Annotated in this window: 6 protein-coding genes and 1 pseudogene; all 7 read right to left on the bottom strand. The window is 35.4% G+C overall.

The window, feature by feature from the left end; genetic code table 11:
- Positions 1-262 (bottom strand): annotated as a pseudogene (locus tag HC229_RS16460) (helix-turn-helix domain-containing protein); the annotation flags it as partial.
- A gap of 37 nt (positions 263-299) precedes the next feature.
- Positions 300-803, bottom strand: a complete 504-nt coding sequence (locus HC229_RS16455) for a hypothetical protein (RefSeq protein WP_191021597.1) — start codon at positions 801-803, stop codon at positions 300-302.
- Positions 804-1,039: 236 nt separating this feature from the next.
- Complete coding sequence (locus HC229_RS16450) at positions 1,040-2,416, bottom strand: hypothetical protein (RefSeq protein ID WP_191021596.1); 1,377 nt, start codon at positions 2,414-2,416, stop codon at positions 1,040-1,042.
- A gap of 345 nt (positions 2,417-2,761) precedes the next feature.
- Positions 2,762-3,109 carry a DUF3024 domain-containing protein gene (locus HC229_RS16445; protein WP_191019050.1) on the bottom strand — a complete coding sequence of 116 codons (348 nt, stop codon included), beginning with the start codon at positions 3,107-3,109 and terminating at the stop codon, positions 2,762-2,764.
- Between the two features lie 254 nt (positions 3,110-3,363).
- Positions 3,364-4,068 (bottom strand): DUF2225 domain-containing protein, encoded by a 705-nt coding sequence (locus tag HC229_RS16440; RefSeq protein WP_191021595.1) that lies wholly within the window; start codon positions 4,066-4,068, stop codon positions 3,364-3,366.
- A gap of 232 nt (positions 4,069-4,300) precedes the next feature.
- Entirely contained in the window at positions 4,301-4,999 is a 699-nt protein-coding gene (locus HC229_RS16435) for a hypothetical protein (protein ID WP_191021594.1), read from the bottom strand.
- Between the two features lie 678 nt (positions 5,000-5,677).
- Positions 5,678-6,109, bottom strand: a complete 432-nt coding sequence (locus tag HC229_RS16430) for a hypothetical protein (RefSeq protein ID WP_191021593.1) — start codon at positions 6,107-6,109, stop codon at positions 5,678-5,680.
- Positions 6,110-6,260 lie beyond the last annotated feature (151 nt).

Below are 6,260 nucleotides of genomic sequence, written 5' to 3'. Positions count from 1 at the left end.
TGGTAGAAGGCTTGTTTTGATATCCCGAGGCATTCGTAGAGAAGCCTTGTTTTATAAGGTCTTGCTTTTTTTTCTCCACTTCCTTTGCCAATGCCCCGGGTAATGACTTTTTTGCGATATCGATGCCGCTTTCCAGTTCTACTTCCGCGATGATCTCCTGCTGGAAATTCTTTATAAATTCCAGTTCCTCGATACGCTGTTTCAATTTTTTTATCTCGTCTTTGCTCGACATGGCTTTGCCTCTTTGTTCAAAGGAAAGCATTTTTTTCATCCAATAATCAATCGAGCTTCTCGAAACGTTATACGTCTTGGCGAACTGTTATCTCTTTTATTATTCCTTCAATCCGTATATTTTTTGCACCAAATGAGATACTTGGAGAATTTCGTTTTCCCGATAGATTCCCCTCTTCCGTTAATACGGCCAATTCATCAATACATTTACCGACATTTTGATTTGGCGCAAAAAAGCCTAGTTTTACTTTATTCGAATTCAGTAGAATTTCGACTTCTTCTTCGCCAGTTGCCGAATTGTCTATTGCTATAATATTTAATGATAAACTAGAAATTGGAGGTGAAAAGGAAAAAGTATACTCTCCTGGTCCTTCTTTTTTTCCGTTTGATCCAATCCAGTATGGTTTTACTGCGCTACAGTAATTACTTTCACCGACAATTCCTATTGACGATACGTTAACCCAGACATTATTTATTAAAAAAGTTTTAGAAATGTGGCTAACCCGATTACTACATTGCGCAACCGTAAGTATTTTGAAGAATAGCAAATAAAGAACTAATATGTGTTTCATTCGAGAAGGTGTTGCTGTTGGGGATTTCAAAACTCGCTGCTAACGTTAGGCCGCTAACCGAGCGTTGCTGGCTTTCGGAGAAAGTACTCTCTGCCGAACGCGGGCGAAGTAAAACTAATGAATTTTTTCTAGCTTGGAAAAGCAGAAAAATTCTTAATTTTACGGCTTAGGAAAAAGCACTTCATTTTACCTCAAACCCAGCAATGGCGGTTAGCGGCGGTTGGCTGCGGTAGTTTTTAATTTGGTGGTTTTTCTGAATTTTGCCTAGCTTGCATTTTTTTGTTCTTAGCCATTTGATAGCCTTTAAAAAACTTGACATAAACATTGTTCCTGCTATAAGAAACTTTGCAATTAGGGCAATAATAATTATCTCCTTTTTCGCTCATTTCATTTTGACACTTGTAACAAAAACACTCAGCATTTTCCCAATGACCCTTTTCTTCACTTTTTAAGTCAACTAATTTTTGCGGAGGTTTTTGACCATTTGATTCTAAGTTTTCTATTCTTCTAACAAACTGTTGGTTGGAGCAACAACTTCCGCAAATATCACATATTATAAATCCATTTGGACATCTCTTGGCCACCCGTTCATCAATAACGTTTGTACATTTGCTATTTAGGCAATGAGTTAAATATATTTCTTTACTGTGTGACACACAGTTTTCGTCATTACACTTGAAATGTGAAACCCTATAAAAACCGAAATTTGTTTGTTTTGAAGGTCTTAGCACCTTAGTGCAATCTACACACTTTATTCTTTCAAGTAATCGGTTAAGCCGGTTTATTTCGCTTACAAAAATATAGTAACCGTTTTCATCAAATGGTAGATTTAGAATCTTTATAAAATCTCTTAAAGAATACTTTTTCCAGCTAGAACTTTCTTGGTAATTTTGATTAGCATTAAAACATTTACGTCCATAACACCACCAAAATTCTTTCCCGGATAGCTCGCAATTTTTATCTGATTTTCTACCCTCACAACATTTAACAGGGGATTTTTCTGGTGTGATAAGAAATTCATTTGAATCCTTTTTCCATTCGAATGGATAGCGCTTTTCGAAATAAACTATATTTTTTCCATATTGGATAAAGTCATCTTGTCTGTGTCGAGAGTTTCGTTTAACGATTTCTAACATGCAAATTTCGCCCTTTGCGTAAATTCCTTTTTCGAAATGCTGAATTAGTAGGCCGTTTCCGTTTTTATCTTTGTCAACAATAGAATAACCTTGATATATATCATAAACTTTATAATTGTTTCCACGAAGGTTTATGTAAAAGTCGTCGTAAGATTTGCGCACAATAGCTGTACGCCCAGGACACTCTTCAAAGATTAAATCAATTTTAGTAAGGTATTCAATATTGTTTTGAAGATATTGACAAATGCAATCTGCAATACTCTTTACCAATTCATAAACATCACTTGAGTTTTTGGGAAATTCGTTTTTTGTTTCAATGTACTTAAGCACGTGGATTATTAAATCTAAACTATAATCTATCTCTTCGGGTTCACCAAATTCTTGAAATGCTTCTAAACTGTAAGTTTTGATTTCTGCAATTTCGGATAATGTCAGAGTAACTCTCCCAAGTTGGATTTCCCTGAAAACTTTTCTCAAAAAAAGAATTTGCTCTGACGGTGACAAAGATCTAGTTTGATTTTTGTACAAATGGAATAAGCTCGTTGTCAAGAAGTCCTCTGAATTTGTCCAATCTTTAATGTCCAATTGTTATCGATTTTGATTTGTGCTATTGCAGCCAACATGAGGCCGCTAAACGCCGTCGCGGCCTTCCGGAGAGAATTTTCTCTGCTTTGGACGAAAGGTAGCGAAATCAACGATTTTTTCAAGCTTTCCTAAGCAGAAAAAATCTTGTTTTCGCGACTTTTGGAAATTTTAGCCTCTAATTTCTCTAAACCAGCGATGGCGATTAGCGGCAGTTAGGCGCTGGCCGAATTCAAATTTCTAGCCCCAGAAGCATCCGAGTTTATCCTCTTTTACAACATCTACAAATTCTTTAAGGCTCTTTACCCTTGGCAAGGGTTTGTAGTTATGCCATTTTAAATCAGACATTAGCCAAAAGATTTTCCACGTATTTTCTTTTTTTACAAATGTAGCTTTTGCAACATAATATTCTGCTTTTTCTTTAGGATTAGTCCAACTCGGACGAATTTCAAATATGATTACATTTTGGCCATCCACTTTATAACCAATATCTAACTGGCTTCGAATTTCTTCTCGAGGTCGTGCAGATATAAGATAGCTCTCCATAACTTCAATTATTTCAATCTCATTCTCAAATTCTAAAGCCATGTAATATTTTTGGTTAATTTCGATATTCGGTTTGTTCCTCGCGCGTACGCGGCTTGCGCCTAACGTGAGGCCGCTAAACGCCGTCGCGGTCTTCCGGAGAGAATTTTCTCTGTTTTGGAATAAAGGTAGCGAAATCAACGATTTTTTCTAGCTTGCCAAAGCGGAAAAAATCTTGTTTTCGCGACTTTTTGGAAATTTCTGGTTCTAATCACTCTAAACCAGCGATGGCGGTTAGCGGCGGTTAGCAGAAGGCTTTATATTTTATTATTATCATCCTTTTTTACAGCTAATTCTCTTTGCTCTTTTGCCACAGATTCAATCCAATCTTTTTTATTAGGATCATTTATTGCTAAATCATAATGTTTAATAGCTTCATCAAAGTTTCCGGTCCTTCTGGCCATTTCAGCAATTAAATAATTAATGTTTGCAATTACGGTTTTGTCGTCATACTCATCCTTTTCTAAAGCGGAAATTAGATTATCTTTTGCTTTTCGTTGTAGCTCTTTTCTGAACTCAACCTTTTTATCATTTTCACGTAATAAGTACGAACCTGTTATATAACAAAAAGCAATTTCCTTTTTGGATACATTCCGTGATAGTTTAATTTCGGCAGCGATTAAACATTGTTGAGCATTATCCATCGTGGCGTCACTAAACTTTGCCAGTAATTCTTTGACTTTAGTTTTTTCTTCCTCAGTAAACTTTGATTTGAAATCATCAATATAACCTGAAAAATGACATTTTGGGCATGAATTTATTAATTCTTCATAATGTTCTCCGATAGCACCTTTCTTTTGAAAATCTTTAAATGAGCCAAAAGTTGACATACTCATAGTTACACAAAATGTGACTTTTTTACCGTCTATTGGACATTTTACAGTTTCATTTTCACAAGTGTGAGCATTTGCAAAGTTTTGTCCAATTAAGAGTACTAATAAAATTAAAATGATTTTTTTCATAAGTAGTTTTTATACGGTTTTGTGAAAAGCTTTCTGCTAACGTGAGGCCGCTAAACGCCGTCGCGGCCTTTCGGAGAGAATTTTCTCTGCTTTGGAATAAAGGTAGCGAAATCAACGATTTTTTCTAGCTTGACAAAGCGGAAAAAATCTTGTTTTCGCGACTTTTGGAAATTTCAGGTTCTAGTTACGCTAAACCAGCGATGGCGTTTAGCGGCGGTTAGTGGCTGGCGCTTTAACCTAATTGAGGATTTACCTTTGATTTTGACAAATTTGATAAAGCCAGAAATCCCGAACCCGCTAAAACAGCTCCTGCGAAAAAAGGAAGTCCTGCACCAACTAAATCTTCAATTGACGAAGAGAATAAAAATGGAAGGCAAAATAACATTCCAAATATTCCTGCAACTATCGAAGCGAGAGCTCCAAATTTTGTAATGCTTTGAGTCGATAATATTTTTTCAGTTTTTAAGTCTTCTTGAATCATCAATTTTAAGTTTTCTATTTTTTGGTTAGCGTATTTTTCAATTGTCCAAGTTGAAACTTCTTTTGTATTTCTTCCTTTTTCAAAATCGCTATAAAGTATTTTCCATTTTCTTGGTAAAAGAATTGCGCCAAAAATTAATATCGCAAAACATGGAATAGTGTGATTTCCATTGCCCAACATAAAGGCTTGCATTCTGATTTCGTCAAAAGGCGTCATTTTATAACCTAACAAGACGTGTTTCAAATCATGACTTTCATATTTTGGAACTAATTTTAAATTGTGTGAGTCAAGACATTCCGCAATTTGATATCCAAAAGTATCTTTTGGAAGATCTCTTAATTCGGCAACTTTACTTTCAAACGGTTTCATATCGTGAAATTGTTCGATAAACCAGACTGAAAAATTGAATGAAAGTTTTATGATTTTCTCGCTTAAATTTAAATCGTTCATAATGGATTGTTTTTATGCGCAATCTTGGGGCGCTTGCCACTAACGTTTCGCGGGTCAGTCGCAGTTGTTGGGTTTTGAAACTGAGTATGCTCCGCGACTCTGGACGTAAATCTAACTCAAAAAGTTCAATCTTCGTCTTAACCAACAATTGCGACTACCCGCTGTTGTGCGAAGTTCTAATTGATTTAATATTTTTTATTTTTCTGAGCAGAAAGACAAATGCAATTGAAAGCCCAAGTGATACTAGTAAAATTTGAAAGCTAGTAAAACCAGAAAATAGAATTTGAAGTTTAGTTTGTGGCTTTCCAAGAAAAGCTAGTTGATTATATTCAATTGTGTTGAAATAGCTAGCATAGAAAATTCGGTAGACACGAAAAACGCCAAACATAAAAGCCAGGATTATAGAAGTAATCAGTATGTAAATTATATTTTTCTGATTTATCATCTAAAGCGATTTAGCGGTTAAAATAGGCCAAGAATTTCGCACAACGTGAGGCCGCTAAACGCCGTCGCGGTCTTCCGGAGAGAATTTTCTCTGCTTTGGAATAAAGGTAGCGAAATCAACGATTTTTTCTAGCTTGCCAAAGCAGAAAAATCTTGTTTTCGCGACTTTTGGAAATTTCAGTTTCTATTTACTCTGAACCAGCGATGGCGGTTAGCGGCGGTTAGCGGCGGTTTCTATTGTCTTAGTTCACCATATATCATTGGATATTTTTTACTTTCTGAATCATTTATCCAATTCGGTGAATAGTATTGATCATTACAAAATCCAACTCCAAAACTTGGTTCTTTACTGAAATATAATGTGTAAAGTGAATCAACTTTATAATTTGTTTCTTTACAAAGCGCGGACACATATAATTTTTGCTCTTTATATTTTCCTTCGAGAATTATAACAAGGGTAGAAGATCCGAATGCAAGATACCCACACAAACTAGGATTCGTTGAGCAAGTGCTTACAGTCTTTACTAAGACAGGTAATTTTTTAATTTCGTTCTCTAGTTCAATAAATTTTTCTGACTTACACCAATTACTTGATTCTGCAGCATCTACTTGCGAGTACGCGACAGTATAACCAATTACAAAGATTATTAATAAGGTGACTTTCATATTTTATGGATTCGAGGTGGATTCAAGACCTAATTGCAACAGGTCTTTTGATGTTTAATATTATTGCTAATTTAATCGATGTTTTGAGGCGGCAATCTCTCTTTCCAAAATATATTTCGGTGTTTTATAATTTAGGCATTTCCTTGGCCTG

The organism is Flavobacterium selenitireducens, assembly GCF_014748335.1.
Classification (GTDB): domain Bacteria; phylum Bacteroidota; class Bacteroidia; order Flavobacteriales; family Flavobacteriaceae; genus Flavobacterium; species Flavobacterium selenitireducens.
The sequence above is the reverse complement of the archived record's forward strand: the minus strand, read 5'-3'. Positions and strand labels throughout refer to the sequence as shown.

Bases quoted from the DNA above. Each gene is read 5' to 3' on its own strand.
- HC229_RS16455 (WP_191021597.1), bottom strand. From the start codon at position 803: ATGAAACACATATTAGTTCTTTATTTGCTATTCTTCAAAATACTTACG.
- HC229_RS16445 (WP_191019050.1), bottom strand. From the start codon at position 3,109: ATGGCTTTAGAATTTGAGAATGAGATTGAAATAATTGAAGTTATGGAG.
- HC229_RS16440 (WP_191021595.1), bottom strand. From the start codon at position 4,068: ATGAAAAAAATCATTTTAATTTTATTAGTACTCTTAATTGGACAAAAC.
- HC229_RS16435 (WP_191021594.1), bottom strand. From the start codon at position 4,999: ATGAACGATTTAAATTTAAGCGAGAAAATCATAAAACTTTCATTCAAT.
- HC229_RS16430 (WP_191021593.1), bottom strand. From the start codon at position 6,109: ATGAAAGTCACCTTATTAATAATCTTTGTAATTGGTTATACTGTCGCG.